At 38.8% G+C, this 26,087-nt stretch carries 17 protein-coding genes, 8 tRNA genes and 3 rRNA genes; 27 read left to right on the top strand and 1 reads right to left on the bottom strand.

What is annotated here, in order from left to right:
• Positions 1 to 114 precede the first annotated feature (114 nt).
• The 13 genes from J4O15_RS13885 to J4O15_RS13830 all read left to right on the top strand — a co-directional run bounded on the left by J4O15_RS13885 (position 115) and on the right by J4O15_RS13830 (position 7,700).
• A tRNA-Ser gene (locus J4O15_RS13885) sits at positions 115 to 200 on the top strand.
• Between the two features lie 57 nt (positions 201 to 257).
• Positions 258 to 346 (top strand) — tRNA-Ser (locus tag J4O15_RS13880).
• 143 nt (positions 347 to 489) lie between these two features.
• The gene (locus tag J4O15_RS16195; protein WP_279546296.1) at positions 490 to 621 is read left to right on the top strand and encodes a hypothetical protein; all 132 of its coding nucleotides are present in this window, start codon (positions 490 to 492) and stop codon (positions 619 to 621) included.
• Between the two features lie 57 nt (positions 622 to 678).
• Positions 679 to 2,210 (top strand): 16S ribosomal RNA (locus J4O15_RS13875).
• A 73-nt stretch (positions 2,211 to 2,283) separates the two neighbouring features.
• Positions 2,284 to 2,401, top strand: a 5S ribosomal RNA gene (gene rrf / locus J4O15_RS13870).
• Positions 2,402 to 2,404: 3 nt separating this feature from the next.
• Positions 2,405 to 2,477 (top strand) — tRNA-Ala (locus tag J4O15_RS13865).
• 319 nt (positions 2,478 to 2,796) lie between these two features.
• Positions 2,797 to 5,686: ribosomal RNA gene (locus tag J4O15_RS13860) — 23S ribosomal RNA — on the top strand.
• The 16S, 23S and 5S rRNA genes sit together here with 6 tRNA genes alongside, the layout of an rRNA operon.
• A gap of 111 nt (positions 5,687 to 5,797) precedes the next feature.
• Positions 5,798 to 5,869, top strand: a tRNA-Glu gene (locus J4O15_RS13855).
• A gap of 17 nt (positions 5,870 to 5,886) precedes the next feature.
• Positions 5,887 to 5,960 (top strand) — tRNA-Ile (locus J4O15_RS13850).
• A gap of 27 nt (positions 5,961 to 5,987) precedes the next feature.
• Positions 5,988 to 6,060: transfer RNA gene (locus J4O15_RS13845), tRNA-Asn, on the top strand.
• Positions 6,061 to 6,085: 25 nt separating this feature from the next.
• A tRNA-Asp gene (locus J4O15_RS13840) sits at positions 6,086 to 6,159 on the top strand.
• 8 nt (positions 6,160 to 6,167) lie between these two features.
• Positions 6,168 to 6,253 (top strand) — tRNA-Leu (locus J4O15_RS13835).
• Positions 6,254 to 6,752: 499 nt separating this feature from the next.
• A complete protein-coding gene (locus tag J4O15_RS13830) occupies positions 6,753 to 7,700 on the top strand; it encodes a GTP-binding protein (protein WP_208101166.1) in 948 nt (315 codons plus the stop codon).
• A 240-nt stretch (positions 7,701 to 7,940) separates the two neighbouring features.
• Here J4O15_RS13830 and J4O15_RS13825 read toward each other — a convergent pair whose 3' ends face one another.
• A complete protein-coding gene (locus J4O15_RS13825) occupies positions 7,941 to 8,828 on the bottom strand; it encodes an AraC family transcriptional regulator (RefSeq protein WP_208101165.1) in 888 nt (295 codons plus the stop codon).
• Positions 8,829 to 9,128: 300 nt separating this feature from the next.
• Between J4O15_RS13825 and J4O15_RS13820 the strand changes: the two genes are divergently transcribed.
• The 14 genes from J4O15_RS13820 to J4O15_RS13755 all read left to right on the top strand — a co-directional run bounded on the left by J4O15_RS13820 (position 9,129) and on the right by J4O15_RS13755 (position 26,079).
• On the top strand, positions 9,129 to 10,457 hold the full coding sequence (locus tag J4O15_RS13820; RefSeq protein WP_208101164.1) for an ABC transporter substrate-binding protein: 1,329 nt from the start codon (positions 9,129 to 9,131) through the stop codon (positions 10,455 to 10,457).
• A gap of 158 nt (positions 10,458 to 10,615) precedes the next feature.
• Positions 10,616 to 11,506, top strand: a complete 891-nt coding sequence (locus J4O15_RS13815; RefSeq protein ID WP_208101163.1) for a carbohydrate ABC transporter permease — start codon at positions 10,616 to 10,618, stop codon at positions 11,504 to 11,506.
• Positions 11,507 to 11,514: 8 nt separating this feature from the next.
• Positions 11,515 to 12,327 (top strand): carbohydrate ABC transporter permease, encoded by an 813-nt coding sequence (locus J4O15_RS13810; RefSeq protein ID WP_009219198.1) that lies wholly within the window; start codon positions 11,515 to 11,517, stop codon positions 12,325 to 12,327.
• 15 nt (positions 12,328 to 12,342) lie between these two features.
• Positions 12,343 to 14,523, top strand: a complete 2,181-nt coding sequence (locus J4O15_RS13805) for an alpha-galactosidase (RefSeq protein WP_208101162.1) — start codon at positions 12,343 to 12,345, stop codon at positions 14,521 to 14,523.
• Between the two features lie 433 nt (positions 14,524 to 14,956).
• Positions 14,957 to 16,195 carry a CpaF family protein gene (locus J4O15_RS13800; protein ID WP_208101161.1) on the top strand — a complete coding sequence of 413 codons (1,239 nt, stop codon included), beginning with the start codon at positions 14,957 to 14,959 and terminating at the stop codon, positions 16,193 to 16,195.
• On the top strand, positions 16,195 to 16,995 hold the full coding sequence (locus J4O15_RS13795; protein WP_009219195.1) for a type II secretion system F family protein: 801 nt from the start codon (positions 16,195 to 16,197) through the stop codon (positions 16,993 to 16,995). The genes J4O15_RS13800 and J4O15_RS13795 overlap by 1 nt, the downstream gene beginning before the upstream one ends.
• 13 nt (positions 16,996 to 17,008) lie before the next feature.
• Positions 17,009 to 17,854, top strand: a complete 846-nt coding sequence (locus J4O15_RS13790) for a type II secretion system F family protein (protein ID WP_243762072.1) — start codon at positions 17,009 to 17,011, stop codon at positions 17,852 to 17,854.
• A 63-nt stretch (positions 17,855 to 17,917) separates the two neighbouring features.
• Complete coding sequence (locus tag J4O15_RS13785; RefSeq protein ID WP_009219193.1) at positions 17,918 to 18,151, top strand: hypothetical protein; 234 nt, start codon at positions 17,918 to 17,920, stop codon at positions 18,149 to 18,151.
• A gap of 23 nt (positions 18,152 to 18,174) precedes the next feature.
• Entirely contained in the window at positions 18,175 to 18,861 is a 687-nt protein-coding gene (locus tag J4O15_RS13780) for a TadE/TadG family type IV pilus assembly protein (RefSeq protein ID WP_208101159.1), read from the top strand.
• Positions 18,862 to 18,865: 4 nt separating this feature from the next.
• Positions 18,866 to 22,702, top strand: a complete 3,837-nt coding sequence (locus J4O15_RS13775) for a DUF5702 domain-containing protein (RefSeq protein WP_208101158.1) — start codon at positions 18,866 to 18,868, stop codon at positions 22,700 to 22,702.
• Between the two features lie 33 nt (positions 22,703 to 22,735).
• Complete coding sequence (locus J4O15_RS13770; RefSeq protein ID WP_208101157.1) at positions 22,736 to 23,599, top strand: hypothetical protein; 864 nt, start codon at positions 22,736 to 22,738, stop codon at positions 23,597 to 23,599.
• A 215-nt stretch (positions 23,600 to 23,814) separates the two neighbouring features.
• On the top strand, positions 23,815 to 24,114 hold the full coding sequence (locus J4O15_RS13765; protein WP_208101156.1) for a hypothetical protein: 300 nt from the start codon (positions 23,815 to 23,817) through the stop codon (positions 24,112 to 24,114).
• Positions 24,115 to 24,129: 15 nt separating this feature from the next.
• On the top strand, positions 24,130 to 25,443 hold the full coding sequence (locus J4O15_RS13760) for a hypothetical protein (protein ID WP_208101155.1): 1,314 nt from the start codon (positions 24,130 to 24,132) through the stop codon (positions 25,441 to 25,443).
• Between the two features lie 12 nt (positions 25,444 to 25,455).
• Positions 25,456 to 26,079, top strand: coding sequence for a prepilin peptidase (locus tag J4O15_RS13755; protein ID WP_208101154.1), 624 nt, complete (start codon positions 25,456 to 25,458; stop codon positions 26,077 to 26,079).
• Positions 26,080 to 26,087 lie beyond the last annotated feature (8 nt).

Raw genomic sequence — 26,087 nt, 5'->3', positions numbered from 1 at the left:
CTTGTAAATACAAGGCTTTTTCGAGTTTAAATTTTTCTTTAAAAAAATGCTAAAAAAATAAAAATAAATGCTTGACATTAATCCCTTGGTGCGATATTATAATTAGGCAGTTACGGAGAGGTATCGAAGTGGTCATAACGAGGCGGTCTTGAAAACCGTTTGTCCGCAAGGGCGCGTGGGTTCGAATCCCACCCTCTCCGCTTACTTTTTGCCCAAAAGCAGGAAGTAATATCAGAAGAAGGATAACTCGCAACCAAGCAGAAGTACCCAAGTGGTTGAAGGGGCTCCCCTGGAAAGGGAGTAGGCTGTTAATAGCGGTGCGAGGGTTCAAATCCCTCCTTCTGCGTTGAACCTTGATAATTTAAGATTAAACAGTACACACAACCCTGAAAATTTGCATATTTCGCATATTTTTCTTAGTGAAAGTGAGCGTAAGCGAAACTTGAATTTAGAAAAATAGCGCACCTCGTCGAGCGTAGCGAGACGATGGTGTTACATATAAATATGATGAGATTTCAGATGCATTTTTCACTTGATGAAAACGAGCGAAAGCTTGTTTCATATCTTAGTGAAAAGAAAGTTCTTCGTACGAGTGAAACGAGTGCGGTAGAACAACCTTAAAAAAACAGTAGATCTGTGAAAACAGATGCAAGCTAGCGAGAAGACTAGATTAAACTTTTATATGAGAGTTTGATCCTGGCTCAGGATGAACGCTGGCGGCGTGCTTAACACATGCAAGTCGAACGAAGCTGCTTAAAGGAAGTTTTCGGATGGAATTTAGGTAGACTTAGTGGCGGACGGGTGAGTAACGCGTGGATAACCTGCCTTATACAGGGGGATAACGGAGAGAAATTTCCGCTAACACCGCATAAGACCACAGCACCGCATGGTGCAGGGGTAAAATATTTATAGGTATAAGATGGATCCGCGTCCGATTAGCTGGTTGGTGAGGTAGAGGCTCACCAAGGCGACGATCGGTAGCCGGCCTGAGAGGGTGAACGGCCACATTGGGACTGAGACACGGCCCAAACTCCTACGGGAGGCAGCAGTGGGGAATATTGGACAATGGGGGAAACCCTGATCCAGCGACGCCGCGTGAGTGAAGAAGTATTTCGGTATGTAAAGCTCTATCAGCAGGGAAGAAAATGACGGTACCTGACTAAGAAGCCCCGGCTAACTACGTGCCAGCAGCCGCGGTAATACGTAGGGGGCAAGCGTTATCCGGATTTACTGGGTGTAAAGGGAGCGCAGACGGCAATGCAAGTCTGAAGTGAAAGGCGTGGGCTCAACCCATGAACTGCTTTGGAAACTGTATAGCTTGAGTGTCGGAGGGGTAAGCGGAATTCCTAGTGTAGCGGTGAAATGCGTAGATATTAGGAGGAACACCGGAGGCGAAGGCGGCTTACTGGACGACAACTGACGTTGAGGCTCGAAGGCGTGGGGAGCAAACAGGATTAGATACCCTGGTAGTCCACGCAGTAAACGATGAATACTTGGTGTCGGAGAGGTAAACTCTTCGGTGCCGCAAGCTAACGCATTAAGTATTCCACCTGGGGAGTACGTTCGCAAGAATGAAACTCAAAGGAATTGACGGGGACCCGCACAAGCGGTGGAGCATGTGGTTTAATTCGAAGCAACGCGAAGAACCTTACCAAATCTTGACATACTCTTGAATAGACTTGTAATGAGTCTAGTCTTTCGGGACAAGGGATACAGGTGGTGCATGGTTGTCGTCAGCTCGTGTCGTGAGATGTTGGGTTAAGTCCCGCAACGAGCGCAACCCTTGTCGTCAGTAGCCAGCATTAAGATGGGCACTCTGACGAGACAGCCGGAGATAATCCGGAGGAAGGTGGGGATGACGTCAAATCATCATGCCCCTTATGATTTGGGCTACACACGTGCTACAATGGCGTAAACAAAGTGAAGCAAAGCTGCGAAGCCAAGCAAATCACAAAAATAACGTCTCAGTTCGGATTGTAGTCTGCAACTCGACTATATGAAGCTGGAATCGCTAGTAATCGCAGATCAGAATGCTGCGGTGAATACGTTCCCGGGTCTTGTACACACCGCCCGTCACACCATGGGAGTCATCAATGCCCGAAGTCAGTGACCTAACCGTAAGGAAGGAGCTGCCGAAGGCAGGGAGGATAACTGGGGTGAAGTCGTAACAAGGTAGCCGTATCGGAAGGTGCGGCTGGATCACCTCCTTTCTAAGGATTTTAGTAGGGGTTGTGAGTACTGTTTAGTTTTAGATTACTAAGGTTTAAAACTAAATAAAACATTATTGGTGTCGATGCGTCTAGGGGACACACCCGTTCCCATTCCGAACACGATGGTTAAGACCTAGTCGGCCGATGGTACTATATTGGAGACGATATGGGAGAGTAGGTGGATGCCAATTTATGGGGGTGTAGCTCAGTTGGGAGAGCACCTGCCTTGCAAGCAGGGGGCCAAGAGTTCGAATCTCTCCATCTCCATTGCCAGAGTACTTGGTGAATACAAGCAAAGCGAAGTATGAACCTAGTCGTAGGCGTGTCGATACTGTTAGTGAAAACGAGCGTAAGCGAAGTTTGAACTTACAAATCGACTTGCCGGAGAACTTAACAAAAATTTCTTTGGCACAAATGTACCTTGAAAACTGCATACCAAACGAGAAATTATATAAATATTTTATAATTAGACATCCGAGGTATTAATTGCGGAAGTAATTAATATTTTAATAACAATAATAAATTTTAAACATAGTGTATGATACACGCTAGTGTCATACAAACACTAAATCTATATGATTTAAGAGGTTAAACATAAAGAGCGTAGGGTGGATGCCTAGGCACTGACAGCCGAAGAAAGACGTGACAAGCTGCGAAAAGCTGCGGGGAGAAGCACATATTCAGTGATCCGCAGATGTCTGAATGGGGAAACCCGCTTGGAAGGACTCCAAGCATCTGTATGCCAATACATAACATACAGAAGGGAACCCGGTGAACTGAAACATCTAAGTAGTCGGAGGAAAAGAAAACAACAGTGATTGCGGGAGTAGTGGCGAGCGAAACCGTAAGAGCCCAAACCGTGGTGCGTGCACTGCGGGGTAGAGGACTGCAAAAGGAGAAAGATATATTACCTGAATCGTTTTGGAAAAGCGGGCCAAAGAGCGTGAGAGCCGTGTAAGGGAAAATGTATAAAATCCTGCAGTATCCGGAGTACCACGAGACACGAGAAACCTTGTGGGAAGCAGGGGGGACCACCCCCCAAGGCTAAATACTAGTCAGTGACCGATAGCGTATAGTACTGTGAAGGAAAGGTGAAAAGAACCCCGGGAGGGGAGTGAAAAAGAACCTGAAACCCTATGTTTACAAACTGTGGAACACCGCAAGGTGAACCGCGTACTTTTTGTAGAACGGTCCGGCGAGTTACATGTACAGGCAAGGTTAAGTATTAAAGATACGGAGCCGAAGGGAAACCAAGTCTTAATAGGGCGAGTTAAGTCAGTATGTGTAGACCCGAAACCGGGTGATCTATCCATGTCCAGGTTGAAGTTTGCGTAAAAGTGAATGGAGGACCGAACGCACATCCGTTGAAAAGGGTGGCGATGAGGTGTGGATAGGGGAGAAATTCCAATCGAACCCGGAGATAGCTGGTTCTCCTCGAAATAGTTTTAGGACTAGCCTCGTTAACAGTCTACCGGAGGTAGAGCACTGAATTTTTGCGGGGGCGTCAAAGCCTACCAAGAGATATCAAACTCCGAATGCCGGCTAGATGATAAACGGGAGTCAGACTACACGAGATAAGTTGGGTAGTCAAAAGGGAAAGAGCCCAGACCTACGGCTAAGGTCCCAAAGTGTGTGTTAAGTGGAAAAGGATGTGGGATTTCAAAGACAGCTAGGATGTTGGCTTAGAAGCAGCCATACATTAAAAGAGTGCGTAACAGCTCACTAGTCGAGAGGTCCTGCGCCGAAAATGTCCGGGGCTAAACACAACACCGAAGCCTGGGAATGTATTTTATACATTGGTAGAGGAGCATTCTTATAAGCGTAGAAGCCATACCGGAAGGAGTGGTGGAGTAATAAGAAGAGAGAATGCCGGAATGAGTAGCGAGAAAGAGGTGAGAATCCTCTTGGCCGAATATCTAAGGTTTCCTGAGTAAAGCTGATCTACTCAGGGTAAGTCGGGGCCTAAGGCAAGGTCGAAAGACGTAGTCGATGGATAACAGGTACAGATTCCTGTACTACATATAATCAGAACTGTGGGGACACGGAGACTAAAAACCGAACCCGGGAGGACAAAAACCGGGGCAAGCGAAGTACCTGTATGGGAGGCAAATCCACCATGCAAAGGGAAAACGTGATGCGTACCGAAAGTTAGTAGGGAAGTCGGTTAGGGAGCCGTCAAGAAAAGCCGCTATTGTATTATATGTACCCGTACCGCAAACCGACACAGGTAGATGAGGAGAGAATCCTAAGGCCGGCGGGAGAAGCATTGTTAAGGAACTCGGCAAAATGACCCCGTAACTTCGGGAGAAGGGGTGCCACTTTAAAAGAGTGGTCGCAGAAAAAAGGCTCAAGCAACTGTTTAGCAAAAACACAGGTCTATGCGAAACCGTAAGGTGAAGTATATGGGCTGACGCCTGCCCGGTGCCGGAAGGTTAAGAGGAGAAGTCAGGAAACGAAGCTTTGAATTGAAGCCCCGGTAAACGGCGGCCGTAACTATAACGGTCCTAAGGTAGCGAAATTCCTTGTCGGGTAAGTTCCGACCCGCACGAAAGGCGTAATGATTTGAGCGCTGTCTCAACAATGCACCCGGTGAAATTGAAGTACCAGTGAAGATGCTGGTTACCCGCGCCAGGACGGAAAGACCCCATGGAGCTTTACTCCAGTTTGGTACTGGGATTCGGTAATACTCGTACAGGATAGGTGGGAGACATTGAGGCATGAACGCCAGTTTATGCAGAGCCGCCGTTGGGATACCACCCCTGTATTGCTGGCTTTCTAACCTGCAGCCGTTAGCCGGTTGGGGGACAATGCCAGACGGGGAGTTTGACTGGGGCGGTCGCCTCCGAAAGAGTATCGGAGGCGCTCGAAGGTTCCCTCAGAATGGTCGGAAACCATTCAAAGAGTGCAAAGGCAGAAGGGAGCTTGACTGTGACACCGACGGGTGGAGCAGGTACGAAAGTAGGACTTAGTGATCCGGTGGTATAAAGTGGGATTGCCATCGCTCAACGGATAAAAGCTACCCTGGGGATAACAGGCTTATCACTCCCAAGAGTTCACATCGACGGAGTGGTTTGGCACCTCGATGTCGGCTCATCGCATCCTGGGGCTGTAGCAGGTCCCAAGGGTTGGGCTGTTCGCCCATTAAAGCGGTACGCGAGCTGGGTTCAGAACGTCGTGAGACAGTTCGGTCCCTATCCGGCGTGGGCGTAAGATATTTGAGAGGAGCCGTCCTTAGTACGAGAGGACCGGGACGGACTGACCGCTGGTGTACCTGTTGGAGAGTAACTCCATGGCAGGGTAGCTATGTCGGGACGGGATAAACGCTGAAGGCATCTAAGCGTGAAGCCCCCCTCAAGATGGGATATCTCATGTGAAAACAGTAAGACCCCTTGAAGACTACGAGGTAGATAGGGCCAAGATGTAAGTACAGTAATGTATTAAGTTGATGGTTACTAATAGGTCGAGGGTTTAACCAAAAGATAGGAAAATTTATAATACTCGGGATTTGGTAGGCAGTTTTGAAGATACATTTTCTTCAAAAATCTCTTGACATTTTGCTCTCTAAAGAGTAGAATATCACAGTATTCGGCCCCATGGTCAAGCGGTTAAGACATCGCCCTTTCACGGCGGTAACACGAGTTCAAATCTCGTTGGGGTCATGGCGAAAGCCTTTTTTGGAGCTTTAGCTCAGTTGGTTAGAGCAATCGGCTCATAACCGATCGGTCCCGGGTTCGAGTCCCTGAAGCTCCACTGCCCTTAGTTTTCTAAGGGCAATATTCCTTGATAGCTCAGTCGGTAGAGCATGCGGCTGTTAACCGCAGTGTCGTAGGTTCGAGTCCTACTCAGGGAGCTAAGATTTTATATCTTTAAAATATGGCCCGATGGCTCAGTTGGTTAGAGCGCCGCCCTGTCACGGCGGAGGTCGTCGGTTCGAGTCCGATTCGGGTCGCTTTTTATGCCGTAGTGGCGGAACAGGCAGACGCCCGGGACTTAAAATCCCGTGGGTAGAAATACCCGTACCGGTTCGATTCCGGTCTGCGGCAGTTTAAAATATGGCTCAAATCCTTGATTAATAAGGGTTTAAGCCTTTTTTATTTGCAGTTAAAAGTAGACGTTTCCAGGTGTATTTAAATGTCTAATACTGGTCTAAAAATACCTTTTAAAAGTAAGATGTCTAATATATATCAAGAATGCAGGCAGAGATGTAGCCTGTTTTTTATTATAAAAAATTTACTATAAAAAGCAGATTTCATAGTCCTTACAGAAGTAAGTATTCAAATGGTTTTCAGCATCAAATTGTACTAAAATAGTATAGAATAAAAAATAATAGTATAAATCTATTGATTTTATTATTCAACTTTGCTATTATATGGTTAATTATTTAACAAAGAATATGTCCATAAGAACATAAAAAATGATCTCATAGGGTATCACATCTTATGTGGACAGAAAGATTTTTAGGCTAGGAGGAAATGATTTTCTTAATGAGAGATAAGCCGGATGATTTGATTAAGCCTGTAATTAAAATAGAAGATTAATTTTATGGATATCTTGATTGTATCAGGCTTTTTAGGGGCAGGTAAGACTACATTTATAAAGGCTCTTTCGGAAAAGACCGGTAAAGAGTTTGCAATTTTGGAAAATGAATATTCAGACCTCGGTATAGACGGTGAAAGGTTACAGGATTCGACTATAAATATTTGGGAACTGACCGAAGGATGCATCTGCTGCTCTACCAAGAAGGATTTTGCAGAGTCGGTTTTGACAATTGCAAATACTATTTCACCTGATTATTTAGTGATGGAACCCACGGGGGTGGCAAACCTTGGAAATATAATCAAGAATCTTAAAAGGATAGAGTATGAAAAGATCAAGCTACTGTCTCCTCTGTGTATTTTAGATACAGAGGGGATGAGGAGCTATGGCAATGAGTTTCCGGATATATTCAGGTCCCAGATAAAAAGTGCCGGGCAGGTAATTCTTTCAAAGACTGAGAATTTATCTACTGAGGAAAGAAAAGTAATAATAAATGAAGTAAAAAGTATTGATCCTAAAGCAGTAGTTACTGACAGACATTATATGGAATATCATTTTGAGTGGTGGAATGAAATTCTTTGTACTTATTTGGACGGCAGCCGCAAAATAGAGGAAAACTCCGATGACATAAATGTAAATTTGGATACTTTTTCTTTATCAAATGTAACTGTCGGTAGTATCGGAGAGTTTGTATGTTTTATGGAAAATGTGCTCAGGGGAGGATATGGAGATATAATCCATGCCAAGGGCAGTATTTCATTAAAAGAGGGCAGTATCACATTTGATGTGGCCGGAGGAAGATATTCTATTCTTTTGGATGAAGAAAATAAAGACTCCAAAGTAATATTCATAGGAAATCGTATACGAAAACAAAAAATAAGAAAATTACTTTTTAAAAAATCTGAAAGCATAAAAATACTACCTTTTAGAAGGTATAGCAGTGCAGGATTTTAGATTTTTAAAGATTACTTAAAGGTTTCATTAAGTCAATTTCAGTATATCAAAACCAAGAGAGATTTATTTTCATAATTATTAAAAATTATAACAAAAAATAGATGGGAGCAATATGCAATTCTTATAAATTACATATAGCCCCCATCACGGAGATATCATATATATAGTATACAAGATATAAAAATTAATTCAAGTTGATTTTTTATGAATAAAACTTAAGTAATGATTAGTCTAAAATTGTTATTTATCTATTCTCTTTATAAACCGATTAAATTCAAGATCCGACATGGTATCATTTTCGTATTTTAATTTTCTGTAGGCGGATGGAGTAAGCCCGTATTTATGCTTAAAAGCTTTTGAGAAAACGGATAAGGATTCATAGCCACATGAATAGGCGACATTTTCAATAGACAGGGCGGAGTCATCAAGCAGATGGCATGCCTTGTTCAGCTTACAGTAAGTCAAAAATTCCGAAGGAGAATGTCCCATGCTGTTTTTAAAAAGTGTAAAAAGATAATTTCTGCTGATGCCAAGATGTGAAGATACATCATTTACACCTATAGGATGATAAAAATTATTCTGTATAAATTCTATAGCTCTTACCAAATAATCATTGTTTTTTAGCTCGGTTGATTGTCTGATGGATTCTGAGTACATAGTATCAGGGCAGAGAGAACTTAAAAAGTAGTATAATAAGGACTGCCTCTTTAATTCCTCCTTTAAACCGCTTGAATCGGTAGCCAATATATCTTCAGTAATGGAGATAAGATTGTTTTTTTCTCCATGCAAAATAGGGTTGTCTGAACTTATTCCCATTCTCCTTAATATCTCGGGAACTTTTTCTCCCTTAAAGCCTATCCAAAGATAATGCCATGGCTTTTCAAAATCAGCCTGATAAAATGTCATTGAGGTAGGCTCTATTAAAAATGCGGTGTTTTCTTTTAAATCATATTCTACATCAGAACAAAAAAACTTACCCCTTCCGCTTAATATATAATGTATTATATAACAAGGTCTTATAGCCGGACCGAAGCTGTGTCCGGGTTTGCATTGTTCATAGCCGGCAAAATTTATAAGGCAATCAGAGAAGGTACGGTCATTAAAAAGTTTAAAGTTTATACTCTTCATAATCCTCCATATATAGCAGATATTTTACTACAGATATAATTATATTTTATTTTGTTGAGCCTTGAATTGCAATGAGAAAAGTTGGTTTTAAATATATTTTTAAGTATGAATAATATGAAAAATAAAACATCATAGATATGATAAGAGTGAAAACATATTATTGGTGTTATGAAACATCATAAGATACAGACAAAAAAGATGAAACTAATTACATTTTAACAAAATTATATAACATTTTGAAATGCCAAGTCAAAAAAAATATATTATCATAAAACCATAAATTTTGAGGGAGGACTTAAAATGATTAAGAAAAAAATATTTGGTTTGGCAATATCTTCAATAATGGCATTATCTTTGGCGGCATGTGGCTCTTCAAATAATGAAACAACAGCCGGAAATGCTTCACAAAATGGCGAAACATCAGCAGCCGCTTCACAAAACAGTGGAGACGGAAGTAAGATTACAGTTGCTATATGGGATAATGGACAAAAACCCGGATTGCAGGAGATTATAAACGATTTTACCGCAGAAACAGGATATCAGGCGGAACTTCAGGTAATTACCTGGGATCAGTATTGGACATTACTTGAGGCGGGTGCTTCAGGAGGTGATATGCCGGATGTATTCTGGATGCACTCCAATGAATCACAAAAATACATGGAAAATGACATCCTTATGGACTTGACCGATAAGATAGCATCAAGTGATAAGCTGGAGATGGATAAATTCCCGAAGGATATTAAAGAATTATATGTAAATGACGGTAAAACCTATGCTATACCAAAGGATGTGGATACAATAGCACTTTGGTATAATAAGACAATGTTTGATGAGGCGGGAGTGGCATATCCTGATGAGAACTGGACATGGGATGATTACTATGATGCGGCTGTAAAGCTTACAAAGCCTGACGGAAGTCAGTACGGTACAGCCATGAATCCTTCAAACAATCAGGACGGCTGGTATAATATAGTTTATTCAATGGGCGGCAAGGTTATTTCAGATGATATGAAATCATCAGGAATGGATGATCCCAATACATTAAAGGCAATGGAATTTGTAGACAAGCTTAGAAAGGACGCAATGCCTGATGCTACAGTAATGTCTGAAACGGGTACAGATGTACTTTTACAGTCAGGTAAGATTGCAATGTTGCCACAGGGTTCATGGATGGTTGCGCCTTTTAAGGAGAATGAATATCTGGTTGCAAACTGTGATGTAGCTGTACTTCCAAAGGATGCAACAACAGGAAAGAGAGTAAGTCTTTATAACGGTCTTGGTTGGGCTGCCAATGCAGGTACAAAGAATCCGGAGGCTGCATGGAAGCTTATAGAGTGGTTCTCCACAAAGGAAAATCAGGAAAAACAGGCTAAACTCGGTGTTACAATGGCTGCTTATGAGGGAGTATCGGATATTTGGAAGGAGAATACAGATAAGTTTAATCTTCAGGCATATTTAACAATGTTAAATGACAGTGATATTGTAATCAGACCACATTCAAGAGCAACAGTAGTCTGGGAAAATCAAAATACAAAAAATCTGGTAGAGGCATGGAGCAATAAAGTAAGCATGGAAGAGGCATGTAAGAAGGCTGCATCCGATATGAATGAGCTATTGTCACAGGAGTAATAGTTGTGATTAACCATGAGCTGCTACATCTGTAGCGGCTCTTTATTATAGCCGGTAAATGTATTCCTCGTATAAGAAAATTAAAAGGATACTTTAGGGTATGAGTAAATTATCAGTATTACACTGAGGATAAATCAGCACTATAATAAGGAGAGTGTATGAGTAGATTAAAGATGTCACCAAGACAAAAAAGTGAGCTAAGATGGGGATGGGCATTTATGTTTCCGACAGTCTTAGGACTATTGGTACTTAATATATATCCTACATTTAGAACAATTTATCAAAGCTTTTTTAAAACCGGAGATTTCGGTAAAGGAAACAAGTTTGTAGGATTCGGGAATTATATAAAACTTTTTAAAGGTACAGAGATATGGCAGGCAATATTAAACACATTTAAATATGCAATAGTGGAAGTTCCTTTTTCTATAGCTATAGCTTTGGTGCTTGCAGTATTTTTAAACGGTAAAATAAAGGGTAGAGGTATTTATCGTACTATTTTCTTTTTACCTATGGTAGCAGCGCCTGCAGCGGTTGCAATGGTGTGGAGATGGCTTTACAATTCGGAATTCGGACTTATAAATAATATTTTCCACATAAAGGTAAACTGGATTTCAGATCCCAACTTGGCGGTATATTCTATTGCGGTTATAGGTATATGGTCAATAATAGGTTATAATATGATTCTTTTTATTTCGGGATTGCAGGAGATACCAAGTGATTATTACGAAGCATCAAGCCTTGACGGTGCAAGCGGAATACATCAGTTCTTTAATATTACAATACCGCTGCTCTCACCCACTATATTTTTTGTAACCATCACCAGAGTTATCGGAGGATTTATGGTATTTGACCTTATATATATGGTGATGGACAGGAATAGTCCGGCACTGCCAAAAACTCAGTCATTAGTATTTTTATTCTACCAGTATGCTTTTAGAAACCATGATAAGGGTATGGGAGCGGCAGTTGTGGTAATTCTTTTGATAATTGTTATATTTATAACTGTAATACAGATGTTGGCACAGAAAAAATGGGTTCATTATAATTAGGAGGAGATATGAAATTAAACAAGATTTTAATCCATGTGATACTGATTATTGTGTCCATAACTATGATTGTTCCATTTGCATGGATGGCACTTACAGCTTTTAAAACCGTAACGGAATCAACAAGTGTAAATCCTTTTACTATATTTCCTGCAAAGTGGATTACATCCAATTTTAATGAAGTTATCAACAATATGAACTTTATGAAACTATATCTTAATACATTTTTGTTGATAATCGGCAGAGTGTTTTTTGCAGTGATTACATCAACTATTGCAGGCTATGCACTGGCAAGACTTGATTTTCCGGGGAAAACATTATGCTTCGGACTGGTACTTTTTCAAATGATGGTGCCGAGTCAGATATTTATAATTCCACAGTATCTGATGGTAAGTAAGATAGGAATGCTCGATACTGTTTTTGCACTTATATTTCCGGGGCTTGTATCCGCCTTCGGTACATTTTTGCTAAGACAGGCATTTATGTCACTTCCAAGAGATCTTGAGGAGGCGGCAAGAATAGACGGATGTAATATCGGACAGACATTCCTTCTAATTATGATGCCGCTTGTTCGCTCGGGAATGATTGCTCTTGGTATTTTTACGGCGGTATTTGCATATAAGGATTTGATGTGGCCGATGATTGTAAATAAAAATATAATGCCTCTATCTGCGGCACTTGCGAAAATGCAGGGGCAGTATACAAATAACTATCCGCAGCTGATGGCGGCTTCATTACTGGCATGTATTCCGATGATTATTCTATATCTGATATTCCAAAAGCAGTTCGTGGAGGGTATAGCAACATCGGGAGGAAAATTATAAAAATTAGAGGTGTTTATGTCTATAAAAGCAAATAAAAATCTGATTACAATTACAACAAAGAATACATCATATCAAATGAAGATTGATGAGCTCGGCTATCTTTTGCATACATGGTATGGCGAGAGGATAGAGGATAATGAAGATATGTCTTATCGTATCAGCAATATGGACAGAGGGTTTTGCGGAAATCCGTATGAAACAATGGACAGAAGCTATTCGCTTGATGTATTGCCGCAGGAATACTCGACTTTTGGCAATGGGGATTACAGAGCGGACTGTATTCAGGTGATAAATCAGGACGGAACAAATGTAGTTGATTTAAAGTATGATTCTCATAAGATAAGTAAGGGAAAATACGAACTTAAAGGGCTGCCGGCATTTTTCTGGGAAAAAGAAGGGGGAGAGAGCTTAAAGGTAAATCTTATAGACAAAGTAAGCGGTATCAGGGTAGAACTTTTATACGGAGTTTTAGAAAAATATGATATTATCACAAGGTCGGTGAGAATAGTAAATACCTCAGATAATGTTCTTAAAATAAAAAAGGCATTATCCGCATGCATTGATATGCTTGACGGTGATTTTGAACTTGTGCATTTCCACGGAAAGCATGCGATGGAAAGAGAATTTGAGAGGAGTCCTCTTGCTCATGGTAAGCTGGTGCTTGAGAGTAAAAGAGGTACATCAAGCCATCAGCAAAATCCCTTTGTAATTCTTGCAAAAAAAGATACTACCGAAATATATGGTGAATGTATAGGGTTTGCCCTTGTATATAGCGGTTCATTTATAATAGAGACCGAAGTAGACCAGGTAAATCAGACAAGACTTGTGGCAGGGCTGCATCCCGAACAGTTTAGTTATGTGTTAAAGGCAGGTGATGAGCTGGTACTTCCTGAGGCTGTATTTACATATTCTAACGGCGGATTTGAGAAAATGACACATTCATTCCATGATGCTGTCAGAAACAATCTGCAAAGAGGCGAGTTTGTACATAAGCACAGACCTATACTTATAAATAACTGGGAGGCGACATATTTTGATTTTGATGCAGACAAGATATTTGATATAGCCTCAAAGGCAAAGAGCCTTGGTATAGAGATGCTTGTAATGGACGACGGATGGTTTGGTGAAAGATATGATGATACAAAGGGGCTTGGAGATTGGTATGTCAATGAAAAGAAGCTCGGTTCATCATTAAAAGAGCTTGCAGAACGCATCAATGCGATAGATATGAAGCTTGGCATCTGGTTTGAGCCTGAGATGATAAATGAGGATACAAAGCTTTACAGAGAACATCCTGACTTTATGATAAGAGTGCCAAACAGAAAAGGCACTAAGGGAAGGGAGCAGTTCGTACTGGATTTTACCAGAAAAGATGTGAGAGATTATATAAGGGATATGATGGTAAAAATCCTTGACAATGCAAATATCGAATATATCAAATGGGATATGAACAGGAGTCTGTCGGCTGTATATTCCTCTAATTTAGCGGCTGAGAGTATGGGAGAATTTCATTACAGATATGTACTGGGGCTGTATGATTTGCTGGGTGAGCTTACCCGAAAATATCCGAATATTATGTTTGAGGGATGCTCAGGCGGTGGAGGAAGATATGATCTTGGAATGCTTTACTATCATCCGCAGATATGGTTAAGTGATGATACGGATGCCATCGAAAGATTAAAGATTCAATACGGCAGCTCATTTGCATATCCAATAGGCAGTGCAGGTGCACATGTATCCGCATCACCCAATCATCAGACAATGAGAAAAACACCTTTTGAGACCAGAGCAACTGTGGCTATGGGAGGAACCTTCGGATATGAGCTTGACCTGAACAAGGTTTCAAAGACAGAGCAAAAGATGGTAAAAGCTCAGGTGAAGGATTATCTAAAATATGATGAGCTTATACACGAGGGAGATTATTATAGACTTACAAGCCCGTATGATAAGAGCAGAGTTACTGCGTGGCAGCTCTTATCAAAGGATAAATCATTAGGTCTTTTAAGCGTTGTGGTACAAAGCGTGGAGGCAAATGAGTCAAATATCTATATCTATCCAAGAGGTCTTGATGAAAATGCTTATTATAAGATAGTAGAAGAAAAGAGAAGAGGAAAGGTATGGATGAGTGGAGGTCTTGTGCTTCCTAGAATAAAGGAAGAATACGAGTCTTTCAGATTTGAGATAAAGAGGGTATAGACAGTTTTATCATAGATTAAGTTCTCAGTAAAAATAAATATATTTAAATTTTTTATAAGTTTTTTGCGGGTTGATTTTCAGCCCGTATTTTTATGTATACAGATTATATTCTATTGATAAATTTTATATAAAAATGACTGTACGTGTAAGTATAATCACTTCTGCCTTAAACTAATATATGCCGAAAATTATTAAGATTTTCTTATGGAGAAAAGGGGATTCCTTGTAGGATACTAATAAAAATAGTGACTGATTTTATGCAATACCTACAAAGAAAAAACGGCATAGAAAAAAACATTCACAAACTTAAGAAAGCTATATTGACAGCAAGAATTATGACCGATATAATCGTGCCATAAACTTTGTTACAAATTGTGGGCATTATTTAGATATCATTAGATATAATTATTGATTATGTTTAAAGGAGAGCAAGATGAACGATTTGGAACGCAAAGCATTTCTATATCAATCCAGAGAATACATTTCTAAATATTTCGATTTAAGCAGATTAAAAGATGATGAGCTTTATACAAAGATTGAAAAGCTGGTCGGTGAGCAATTAGGAAGTCTTTATATTCCCATACATGAAAGAGTAAATTTAGCAGATGAATTATATTCATCAATAAGAGGGCTTGGGCTCTTGGATATGATCATAAAGGATGATGATATCACGGAGGTTATGATAAACGGCACTGATGAAATCTTCATTGAAAAGAACGGAAAGATTAAAAGGCTGAATCAAAGCTTTGAAAACCAAAGAAAACTTGAAGATATAATACAGCGTATTGTAGGCAGAGCCGGCAGAGAAGTAAATCAGTCAAACCCGATAGTGGATACAAGATTGCCGGACGGCTCAAGAGTAAGCGTAGTATTACCGCCGATAGCATTAAAAGGACCAACTCTAACAATTCGTAAATTCTCAAAAACACCTATGACGGTGGAACAACTCATAAAATATAAATCCATTACACCAAAGATAGCCAAGGTTTTAGAAACATTGGTAAAAGCAAAATACAATATTTTTATAAGCGGAGGAACCGGAAGCGGTAAAACAACATTTCTTAATGCACTGTCTAATTATATTCCCAAAAATGAAAGAGTAATTACAATAGAGGACTCGGCTGAACTTCAAATAGCCGGTATAGAAAATCTGGTAAAAATGGAAACTCGAAACTCCAATTCCACAGGAAAAGGTATGATAACTATAAGAGATCTTATAAGGACATCTCTTAGAATGAGACCTGAGAGGATAATAGTCGGAGAGGTAAGAGGTGCCGAAACTTTGGATATGTTACAGGCAATGAATACAGGTCATGACGGTTCACTCTCTACAGGACATGCCAATTCTACTAAAGATATGCTTAGCAGACTTGAAACCATGGTACTTATGGGAGCTGAGGGCTTGCCGCTTGAAGCTATAAGACAGCAGATATCCTCAGCTGTAGACATCATAATACATTTATCAAGACTTAGAGATCATAGCAGAAAGACTATGGAGATATCCGAAGTTATGGGAATAAAAGACGGAGAGATAGAGCTAAATCCTTTGTATGTATTTGAAGAGAGCGAGGAGAGTACTATGGACAATGTAATAGGGGAGCTTAAAAGAACAAAAAATCCATTAAAAAACACATATAAGCTGAAACTTATGGGCTATAAAGGAGTTATCTGATGTTTGATTTTTTAAAGAAAAGTGCAAATACATATAATGAGAATCACGGACTTATGGGAAATGCGGATGATTATAATATATATCATATGACTTGGAAGGATTATATCATAGGTTATTTAATAGGTTTTGTGCCGGGATTTGTGGTAATTATGATATTTTTTAGAATAATGATAATCTCGGCAATAGTAGGAGCTTTTTGCGGAATACCTGCTATACGCCTTTATCGCAAATATCGTAAAGAAAAAAGGAAAAGAGACTTGCTTATAGAATTCAGAGATTTGCTGGAGGCACTTACAACATCATATTCATCGGGAAAGAATACTATGGAAGCCTTTGCGGAAAGCTATCAGGACTTATTAAGCCTATACGGTGAAAAGTCGGATATTGTAAATGAAACCAGAATAATAATAGCAGGTATGACTAATAATATAATCATTGAGGATCTTTTAAAGGACTTTGCAAAAAGATGCGGACTTGATGATGTGGAAAGCTTTGCATCCACATTTGAGTCGGGACTTAGACAGGGTGGAGATATAAAGCAGGTTGTGTGGGACAGTAGAAAAATAATAAATGATAAGATAGAGATAGAGATGGAAATAAAAACCATGCTTACAGAAAAGGAAAATGAATTAAATATCATGATGGTAATGCCGCTTGTAATAATGATTACATTAAGCGGAATGGGAACAATGTCTGCGGCGGCAAATACAGCTTTTTCGGTAATGGTAAAAATATTTGTAATAGCATTGTTTGCCGGAGCATATATTATGGGAAGAAAAATAGTCAATATAAGGATATAAAAACATGATACTTATGATATTAACCACTTTGCTTGCTGTATTTGTCTTATATTTGCATTTTAAGTTTCATAAAAGATTTGATGAGGTCTTATCGGGAATACCGGAGGGTGAATACCCTATGTCGGATATTTATTATATCGGATTTGGATTTATGGAATTGATACATTTTGATATGAACAGCAAAAGTGCAAGGGGAAAAATAAAGCTTATTTCAGAAATATACGGAAAACAATACGGTCCTTATTATTTTTATATATTAAGGGGCGGACAGATAACATTCGCTATAGTACTTAGCGTACTGATGTTTTTAATAACGGGATTAAGCGGCAATTATAAGCTTGTGATAGCAGGATTAACAGTCGGAGGCATGATGGTATGGTATCTGGATGAAGTATTAAACGATAAGATAAATTCCAGAAGAGATGAACTTTTAAGAGATTATCCCGGAATGCTCTCAAAGCTTACCTTGCTTGTAAATGCCGGTGTGCCTATAAGAGAAGCATGGGTGAGGGTGGCAGCTGATAATGAGGGATTACTTTATCAGGAGATGAGAAACACGGCTATGGAGCTTAGCAACGGTATACAGGAAATAGAGGCTTATAAGGCTTTCGGTGAAAGATGCTCTATAAAATCCCTCAAGAAATTTTCTACAATGATGATACAAAACCTGCAAAAGGGTAGTAAGGAAATAGTTATATTTCTTAAAGATATGAGTAATGAAGCATGGGAAGAAAAAAAGCATGAAGTAAAAAGAAAAGGTGAAAAGGCAAGCAGTAAGCTGATAATGCCTATAGGACTTATATTTTTGGGAGTAATGATTTTAATAATTGTGCCAATGTTTGCAAGTCTTAGATTTTGATGTTAAAGCGAATGTCGACTAAAGCTTTTTCATAAAATTATTAAAAAGAGAGGAGAAATAGGAATGGAAAAAATGTTTGAACTTATTGATCTGTTTTTTATGACACAGACAATGAAACTTCAGGGAGCTTTGAAGGCTTTTTGTGAAGAGGAGAACGGAGCTTCCGATATGGTTGCGGTTATGGTACTTATAGTTATTATAATTGCAATTGCAACTCTATTTAACGGAAGGCTAAGTGAAATAGTAGGACAGATACTTGATAATCTGGGAGCCTTTGCAAGAGGTGGTACACAGTAAAGCCTTTGAACTAAGGAGGAGATATGCGAGGTGAAAATAATCGTGGTACATTGATGGTGGAAGCGGCATTTATATATCCATTGTTTTTATTTACAATAATTGCAATGCTGGTATTGGGACTTTTGAAACTGGAGCAGACTCTTGTACAGTTCGCTGCTACAAAGATTGCTTCACAAGCTGCAAGAGAAGCGGCATATCCGGGATATGAAGAATATCTCGCACCTGTGAGTACAGGTATAGATATAGATATAATGAGTTTCCCTGATGCGACAGGAGTTGACAGCTTTTATAAAGAAAGAGAACTTTATGCAGGATTTTTTAGAAGTAAGGATGAAGTTGGGAACAGTTTTGAAGAAAAATTAAATGAGCTTTTACAAAAATACACCATGGTTAGCGGATTGAGAGTAGACTCCGATATAGAAATTACCGGAATAATAACACCTACAGTAAAAGCCAATGTAAAATACGGCATAAGATTGCCTGACGGGCTTGCAAAGGCACTCAGCCATGTAGGTGTTCCGGCAAGTTTTGAACTTTTGGAATCAAGCTATGCATTCTCCTCCAATGCAACAGAATTTGTAAGAGACATCGACCTCGGTGCAGACCTTATAGATTTCCTTTTAGAAAGATTTAATCTAAAGGAGAGAGTCGATGTCTATGTAAATAAGCTAAAGACATTAAGAGATAAACTGGGCGGAACAGGCAGGTGAAAATATGAAAATCTTTTATAACAAGCGTGGTTCGCTAACCGTATTTATGGCAGGTATCTTAACAGTGGTTATTATACTTACGACTGTTTTGGTAGACGGCGGAAGAATAATACTTGCAAGAAATATAGTATCGGGTGCAGGTGATATGGCACTTAATGCAGGACTTACATATTATAACTCGGTTCTTCAAGATACATACGGACTCTTTGCCATTTCCAAAAATATGGATGAACTTGAGAAAAATCTTGAGGTATATTTTAATGCTACATTAAAAAGTGGCGGACTGTATAATCAGGGCTTGGTAAAAGAACTTGTTGATATAGCATTATCGGGAAGAGGTACACAAGAAGTTTCCGATATAATGAAAATGAAGTTGGCTAAGGGAGATTTTTCTATAAGCCAAGCAACAGGTGCAAATCTATCCAATGTAAATATTTTAAGGGCACAGGTACTTGATTATATGAAGTACAGAGCACCGGCGGTTATAGGATATGGATTCTTAGAAAAAATGAATATACTTAAATCATTGCCGGCTCAGCAAAAGGCATTGGAAGATAAAAAGGATTATGAAAAAAAGCTAAAGGAGATACAAGACCTTTGTTTAGAAATATATAAGCTTTCCAGGGAGTATGAGGATTATCTTATAAATGCAACAGGAAATTTTAAAACACCTAATGAGATAAAAAATGATATATATAGCCTTGGTGATAGAAACTTTGAATATGCTACAAAAGATGCGCTTGCATACATACAAGTAGAAAAATTACCTAAAATCACTTACAATGAATATTGGTTGACTGATAATGGTGATGTGCAAGGAGGTGATTTGGAGTATTCTATGGAGAATTTTGAAAGTGAAATAGCTGACTTAAAAACGGATTTTTATACAGTCACAAGTTCACTTTCATATAGTGGCAGGATAGCTACACCAAAGGGGGATGCTTCTTTAGAATACAATAGATTTAGTGATTATTTAAAATATTATAAAAGGTATAAGACAGAAGTTTATGAATTTCAAACAGTAGTTGCAAGGTATAATATTGCAGAAAAAAATTATATAGAAAGGAGGGCGGAGTTAGAAAAGAAAAAGAGTGCTTATAAAGCTAAGCGTGATGAAGAGAATGATTATGCAGCTGAAATAGCGGACTTGAATAATCAATTAAAGGATTTAGACGATAATTGGAAAATACTAAAAGAATGGTATGATAAAAGTTTTGTCGGAGATTGGGAACAAACAGGTGTAAATGAAGTTGTACCTGATAATTATGGAAGCTCAGAATTATCAAGTGCACCATTGGGACCAAATTATAATGTAAACAATCTTAGAGAAAAATATATGAAAGACCTTAAAGAAGATATCAAACTTCTTGCTACTCCTCAAATGAGAAATGCAAGAGAATATCATTTATGGTTTAGCGGATTAAAAAAGAGAGCTGTAGATGTAAGAGATAAACTTGTAAAATTAAAGAGTGCATCAGAACAATTACAGGAAATAGCCGACAAATGGAATGTGGATATTGGTAATATGGCGGATTCAGGTGTAAAAAATGATATGCGTCAAGATTATAATACCAAGACTAAGGCGGTTATAGAGGGATATGTTGATGAAATGACAAAAATATTTACAAGGTCTATAGACTATTCGACCAAAGTTATAACAAATCTGGAAGCTTTCAAATATGCAGGTATAACTCCGGCTACTTCGGATGACAGTGATGATGAGTGGGTGGACAGCATAATATCCTATGTATCATCATTGACAAATACCGACACTTTAGAAACGGTTGCTGCACTTGAATCAAAGCAGGAAGCACTTCATACTCTGGGGGCTTATATGCCTACAGTGGATAGTGAACTTCAATTCCTTGGTTTTGAGAGCACTATACCGGCTAAGATACCTAAAGTAGTGGAAAAAGATGACGGATATGAAGTGGTAGAATCAGAATTTATATATAAAGAGCCAAGACTTAGAAACTTTCTTGGTGTAGAATGTTATGACTCCAAAGCAATATATAGTGAAAGCGAAACAGAAAATACTGACGGAAAGTACTATGTAGATCTGCTTTTTGCATTCCTTGAGAAAAACAGCTTGGCAACAAAGCCTGAGGATGAAGCCTCGGAATATAAAGAAATGCGAAAAAAGATGATCAAAGGCTCGGATATTGACAATACACCGGAACCGGTGCAGATAAGCGATACTAAAATAGCTGATGTAATGAATACAAGTGCACAGGCCGCCCAGATAATGGATGCAGATACTGTGGAGTCATTGCAAGGCAGTAAGGCGGATGATTTGGCGGACAATGCTTTGAAAGCATCAAAAGAAGCTATTTCAGGCTTTGATAAAATAGGGGATATACTGGTAGGCGGAAGAGATAAGCTATATCTTATGGCATATACCACTACAATGTTCAGTTGTTATACCACGAATAGAGAAGAGGGAGGCAACAAGAATGAAAAGACTCTATCAGGTGTACCCTTTAGTGAAAAAAACAATGAAGCCTACAGAGCAGAGCAGGAGTATATACTCCTTGGAAGCCCAAGTCTGGAAGAAAATGTGAATGGTGTAAAGTTAAGAATATTTGGGATAAGATTTTTGTTGAACGCCATATATGCATACACCAGTGACAGTGAACTAAGAAATGAAACCTTCACTATGGCTACTGCAATAGCCGGTTGGACAGGTTTTGGAGTGCCGCTGGTACAAAATATATTGTTGCTTGGAGCTGCACTTACTGAGAGTGTATTGGATATCAATGATCTGGTATCGGGTAAGACTGTAGCACTGTATAAGAATCCTCAGGTATGGAGAGCAAGATATTTCCGAGGAATAGTTCAGGCAGCAGCACAGGCTGCTGTAGGGGAATTGTATAAGAAGATGAATGAGTATACTGATGAGGCAAAAGAGGAGTTTAATGATACACTTGATAAGTATGTAGATAATATGGTGAATACATCTACAGATACCATTATTACATCCATACAGACGCCTATACAGGAAAAGGTGCTGTGGTGTACGGCACAGGTAGGAGATGCCAGAGACGGACTGGAAGAAAGGCTTAAAACTGCACTTAAGGAAAGTTTTGATCAGATTCAGGCTGATTTGGAAGCCGAAGTGGCAACCGGAGGCTTGATGGCACAGGCAAAACTTAAGGCATTTAAGACTATTAACAACAGTGAAACCATAGATAAACTTGTAGAGAATGTTATGGAGATAGCAGGTATTAATAAGGATAATGTCAATCAATTAACAGAAAGTATAAATGATAGTATTAAGTTGTTTTTTGACGGCAAAAGAAAAGAGTTAGAGGATGCAATACATTCTGTTATTGATAGAACACAGCTGAAAGAAAAACTTAAGAGCAATGTTAACAATGCTCTTGATGCTGCAAATAGTAATGCTCAGGAAGCTATAAATAATAAGATAAATGAGTTTAATAAAGAATTTGAGGGTGCAGGCGGAGATTCTCTTACTATAGGAGATGGAGATAAGAAGCTTGAGCTAAACGGCTTTGATAAGACCAAAGCAAGTGTTTTTAATATGAGCTATAAGGATTATCTGATGGTTTTCTTAGCCATACAGTACTTAATAGATGAGCAAAGTGTAATATGCAGGATGGGAAATCTTATACAGACCAATGCGAGCAAGGAAGGTTCGCTTTATTATGCAGGGGAAGGATTCTCCATGCAAACAGCTACAGTACTGTTACAGGTAGAGGCTAAGGCACAGATAAAGCCTGTATTTTTGCAGAATGAAAAAATAAATAATAATAATGAGAAGTTTAAATTGGAGGGTCAATTCGGCTATCCTATAAATTATAAGGGTGTATTAGGATATTAAATATGGAGGTTGCCCCATAGGGCTGAAAAAAAGATGAAAAGTATTAGAAGAATGTTACTTATAGGTGTATTGGCTGCAGCAAGTATTATAGGAAGCGGATGTGGTAAATCAGATACAAGTACAGGTGGTACTATGAACAGCGAAAATGCAACAAACGGCGAAAGTACCGCAAAAGAAAGTAAGGTTGAAGAGACTACACAAAAGTCCACAAAGAAAAACAAGTTTGAATATCCTATAACACTTGGAACTATAGGTGGTATGGACCTTATGGCAAACCGTGAGTTCCCTAAGGCGGGTTTTTTTCCGGCAGGTGCTGGGAGCATTTTGGGATTTGAAGAGAATAAAGGAGAACTTGCATCCTGTTTTTATCAACGTGAATGTACATCTAAACGAGCTGCAGAACAAACTTGGAAAGTAGAATATACTGAGGATTTAGAAAAAATACCGGATTCAATGAAGGGATTGAAAACCTTATGGGATGATTTTGTAGCTGATGATAGATTGTTTTACATGTACTCTGCACAACAATATGAAGTGGTTGTAGATAATACTGAGAAGGTTACTTATAATGGTGTAGACTTTATAAAAGAGGAAGGTCGTATAGATGTAACAAGAAAAGATCCTTCAAATACGAGATATCCTGAACTTGTAAGAGGTAGATATATAGCATATTATTACTTCAGCCCTGAAGGGGCAGGTGCCTATGCTGCTGATGATAACCAAGGCTATGGAATGGGAATGGCGATATGGGGAGTAAGACCTGTTGATATGTCGGATGAAGCGGAAGCAAAGACTATGGAAGAAAACTATGAAAAGCTAAAAAATACAGCTAAAGCCTCTATGGAAACACTTATCAGCTTAGATGAATATTGGGAATTGAAAAGTAGGAAGGAATAGTGATAAAGTATCCTAAAAACAGCAGAGTAAATATTATTATTGTGATATTTGGTAAATACAATAAGTTCTCTTATTCATAAGCTTAGAAGAATATCGAAAGTCGGATAAATAGCTTATATTGAATATTTAAGTGTCCTATACACTCTATAAAATGCCCTATATTCCAAAAGCTTGAACTTAACGGTTTTGATAAGACTAAAGCAAGTGTCTTTAATATGAGCTATAAGGATTATCTTATGGTTTTCTTAGCCATACAGTACCTGATAGATGAGCAAAGTGTAATATGTAGGATGGGAAATCTTATACAGACCAATGCAAGTAAGGAATGTTCGCTCTACTATGCAGGAGAGGGTTTCTCTATGCAGACAGCTACAGTACTGCTACAGGTAGAAGCTAAGACACAGTTAAAGCCTGTGTTTTTGCAGAAGGAAGAAGTTAGTAATATTAATGAAAAATTTAAAAAGGATGATCAATTCGGCTATCCTATAAATTATAAGGGTGTATCGGAGTACTAAATTAAGGAGATAACAATGTGCAAAGATAAGCAGAAAGGTATTATTACAGTAGAAGCCAGTCTTATATTAATGATTTTTATTGCGTCATATATAACACTTTTAAGTATGATAAATGTGTATAGGGCGTATACATGTATACAGAATGCTATAGATCAGACGGCAAAGCAGGTATCTGAGTATGCTTATATAGCAAAGAAGCTGGGTGTACATAATATAGGACAGACTGCATCGAATGATGCAGGAGAATTTACTGATAAAACCAAAAAAATGTTAAATACGATACAGGTATTTTTTAATGCCAGTGCCAATGGATTGGAAAATGCAACGAATGTGAGTAACAATATCCTGAATGAGGACAGTCAGCAGTATCCGGAAGATGTTTTATCACAGATGGAGAGCGTGGGAGAGAGTGCACAGGAAATATATGATTCCGGTCAAGCTATATATACCTCAGTCAGTGGTTACTTTTCTGATGAGAAAGCTATTTTTAACGGAATCCTTGCTGTTATAAAGGACGGTGCTTATGATGCCGTGAAGCTGGCGGTAGCAATGCCTATCAGCAGGGCTGTTACAAATAAGTATTTAGAGGGGTATCCTACGGGTTATCTTGAGCATCTGGGAGTACAGGGAGGAAAGAACGGTATAAATTATTGGGGTTCAAGCTTCTTTCTGGATATGCAAAGCATTGAGATAAGTGCTTCATATAAGATGAGAATACCTCTGCCGTTTATAGATAAATATGATTTTGTATTGAAAAACACTGCATCTACAAGAGCCTGGATAGGAGACGGAAGTTTCAATGAGCCGAATGAAGTCGGTGGAGAAGTGGCAGGTGCCGCACTTGAGGACGGTGCAGATGAAAAACCCGGTGAGGAAGATAATTTTGATGATATTGTTCCGGTGCCTCCACAGGGCAATAAGCTGAGTATTCCGGCTTCCGTATGGGAGAAGAGTACAAAGGAGAGGGGCGAAGAGATAAGCAACTATGATAATACCGTCGTAAAGAGAAATCTGGATTCAAGTAGGTTTAAGGATATAGGTATATTTAATGAATCAGAGCGTTTTGTTGCCAGAACTCACAGTATAGATACTGATATGGTAGAGTATCAGGACGGCAAGAAGCTTTTGAAAGCCATAAAAAAGGATATGAAAAAACTGGAAAAATTCAGTGAACAAGACGAGATTACAACAGATAAATATGATACAAAATATTATTATCTGGTTGTAAAAAACAAGGAACTTACTATAGAACAACAAAAAGCGATAATAGCTGCCACCGAGTATGCAAAGCAAAACGGAATTATCTTAAAGCTATATACCACAGAATAGGAGATACAGGCAATGGTAAACTTGGTTTTCAGTATAGTATTTATGTTGATAACATATGCTATCACAGTATATATATACAAAAAAAGATATAATACTTCAAAGCAGAATATATTTTTGGCAGGTATATATTTATTGATAGGAATTACTATAGGTATCTTATACACTATATACGGTTATGATATTCTGAAAGTTTTTAAGGCTTTGAATATAATTTCTGTAGCACTCATAGTAGCGGGTGTTGATTATAGAGAAAAGATAATACCTAATGAAGCGGTTGTATTTATACTAAGTTTTGCCTGTATATTTATACTATTAAATGTGTTTAAAAGCACCACGGAAGCTCCGGCTGTTTTTATTGACGCATTGGTAGCGGTGCTTTTGGGTGGAGGACTATTTGCGATAAGTAAGGCAATAAGCAAAAACGGAGTAGGAATGGGAGATATAAAGCTTGTAGCTGCTCTAGGTCTGTATCTGAGAACTTATGCTCTGATGGGTGTATTGATGGTATCGCTTTTATCCATCGCATTATTCGGGTTTTTTAAGGTGTTGACCAAAAAGGCGACTACAAAGGATGAGATACCATTTGCTCCCTTTATAGCCTTCGGTTTGACAGTCTGTATGATATTGGGATTTTAGGAGCTATA

It is taken from the genome of Lachnoanaerobaculum sp. Marseille-Q4761, from assembly GCF_017565785.1.
Taxonomy (GTDB): Bacteria; Bacillota; Clostridia; order Lachnospirales; family Lachnospiraceae; genus Lachnoanaerobaculum.
Note: the sequence above shows the minus strand (reverse complement) of the source record. Positions and strands in the feature narration are given on the sequence as shown.

What these genes read in the sequence shown, in the direction of transcription:
- J4O15_RS13830 (WP_208101166.1), top strand. Translation starts at nt 6,753, where the DNA reads ATGGATATCTTGATTGTATCAGGCTTTTTAGGGGCAGGTAAGACTACA.
- J4O15_RS13825 (WP_208101165.1), bottom strand. Translation starts at nt 8,828, where the DNA reads ATGAAGAGTATAAACTTTAAACTTTTTAATGACCGTACCTTCTCTGAT.
- J4O15_RS13820 (WP_208101164.1), top strand. Translation starts at nt 9,129, where the DNA reads ATGATTAAGAAAAAAATATTTGGTTTGGCAATATCTTCAATAATGGCA.
- J4O15_RS13815 (WP_208101163.1), top strand. Translation starts at nt 10,616, where the DNA reads ATGAGTAGATTAAAGATGTCACCAAGACAAAAAAGTGAGCTAAGATGG.
- J4O15_RS13810 (WP_009219198.1), top strand. Translation starts at nt 11,515, where the DNA reads ATGAAATTAAACAAGATTTTAATCCATGTGATACTGATTATTGTGTCC.
- J4O15_RS13805 (WP_208101162.1), top strand. Translation starts at nt 12,343, where the DNA reads ATGTCTATAAAAGCAAATAAAAATCTGATTACAATTACAACAAAGAAT.
- J4O15_RS13800 (WP_208101161.1), top strand. Translation starts at nt 14,957, where the DNA reads ATGAACGATTTGGAACGCAAAGCATTTCTATATCAATCCAGAGAATAC.
- J4O15_RS13795 (WP_009219195.1), top strand. Translation starts at nt 16,195, where the DNA reads ATGTTTGATTTTTTAAAGAAAAGTGCAAATACATATAATGAGAATCAC.
- J4O15_RS13790 (WP_243762072.1), top strand. Translation starts at nt 17,009, where the DNA reads ATGATATTAACCACTTTGCTTGCTGTATTTGTCTTATATTTGCATTTT.
- J4O15_RS13785 (WP_009219193.1), top strand. Translation starts at nt 17,918, where the DNA reads ATGGAAAAAATGTTTGAACTTATTGATCTGTTTTTTATGACACAGACA.
- J4O15_RS13780 (WP_208101159.1), top strand. Translation starts at nt 18,175, where the DNA reads ATGCGAGGTGAAAATAATCGTGGTACATTGATGGTGGAAGCGGCATTT.
- J4O15_RS13775 (WP_208101158.1), top strand. Translation starts at nt 18,866, where the DNA reads ATGAAAATCTTTTATAACAAGCGTGGTTCGCTAACCGTATTTATGGCA.
- J4O15_RS13770 (WP_208101157.1), top strand. Translation starts at nt 22,736, where the DNA reads ATGAAAAGTATTAGAAGAATGTTACTTATAGGTGTATTGGCTGCAGCA.
- J4O15_RS13765 (WP_208101156.1), top strand. Translation starts at nt 23,815, where the DNA reads ATGAGCTATAAGGATTATCTTATGGTTTTCTTAGCCATACAGTACCTG.
- J4O15_RS13760 (WP_208101155.1), top strand. Translation starts at nt 24,130, where the DNA reads ATGTGCAAAGATAAGCAGAAAGGTATTATTACAGTAGAAGCCAGTCTT.
- J4O15_RS13755 (WP_208101154.1), top strand. Translation starts at nt 25,456, where the DNA reads ATGGTAAACTTGGTTTTCAGTATAGTATTTATGTTGATAACATATGCT.